This is a genomic window from Mesorhizobium sp. M2A.F.Ca.ET.037.01.1.1, from assembly GCF_003998075.1.
GTDB lineage: Bacteria > Pseudomonadota > Alphaproteobacteria > Rhizobiales > Rhizobiaceae > Mesorhizobium.
In genome coordinates this window covers 1-789 of the sequence record NZ_RZSA01001601.1, presented here as the reverse complement: position 1 = coordinate 789, position 789 = coordinate 1, and the positions used below count along the sequence as shown (strand labels likewise).

1 protein-coding gene and 1 pseudogene are annotated in these 789 nt (G+C 63.0%); one reads left to right on the top strand and one right to left on the bottom strand.

Annotated elements, in window-relative coordinates:
* A pseudogene (locus EOA27_RS38645) lies at positions 1-305 on the bottom strand (4-oxalocrotonate tautomerase family protein); the annotation flags it as partial.
* Positions 306-415: 110 nt separating this feature from the next.
* Between EOA27_RS38645 and EOA27_RS38640 the strand changes: the two are divergent.
* A partial coding sequence (locus EOA27_RS38640) for a LysR family transcriptional regulator (protein ID WP_127258995.1) occupies positions 416-789 on the top strand: 374 nt, incomplete at its 3' end.

The window sequence follows — 789 nt, the reverse complement described above, 5'->3', positions numbered from 1 at the left end:
CATGCACGCTGCCGAGCAGCCGGCCGAAAGCCTCGAAGATTGCCTTCAGATAGGCTTCGAGCTCGAGCTTGGTGTTGGTGCCGTCGACGACCTTGATGTCCAGCCAGAACGTGTTGGTGCCATGCTCGACCAGCGACCTGCCGCCGGCGAACCAGTGCTGCGGATCGATGTAGTTGACCGCGACCGCGGTGATCGTCGGGTCCTTGCGTAACTCCTTGGCGGGTAATCTCGGTGATGTCCTTGGCGATCGCGGCGGACAGCTTGGCGTCGGGCTTGCCCGTGACGCTGATATTGATGATCGGCATTTTCTCTCCTCGGGTTGGGCGCCTCGCGCCTTCGATGAGAGGATCATGGCATTGGCATGTATTCAATAAAATCGAATTGTTTTTGAGAAACGATTCGATATCATCGAAGTATGGAAACGCTCGATCTCGACTTACTGAAGACCTTCCTCGCTTTCGTCGAGGGCGGCTCGCTTGCCAAGGCCGCATCCGCCGTTGGCCGCACGCCGTCGGCTGTGACCGCGCAGATGCAGCGGCTGGAGGAGATCGTCGGCGAGCCGCTGCTCATCCCGCAGGGCAGGGGACGCGGCCTGACACCGGCCGGCGAGGATCTTGTCGGCCATGCGCGCCGCATCCTTGCCGTCCACACCGAGGCGTGGTTGGCGCTGAAAGGCGCGCGCGCCGGCGGCCGCATCGCCATCGGCACGACGCAGGATTTCGCCGACCACGGCCTGCCGGATCTTCTAAGGGCCTTCGCCGCCAGCCACCCGCGTGTGCGGATCGAGCT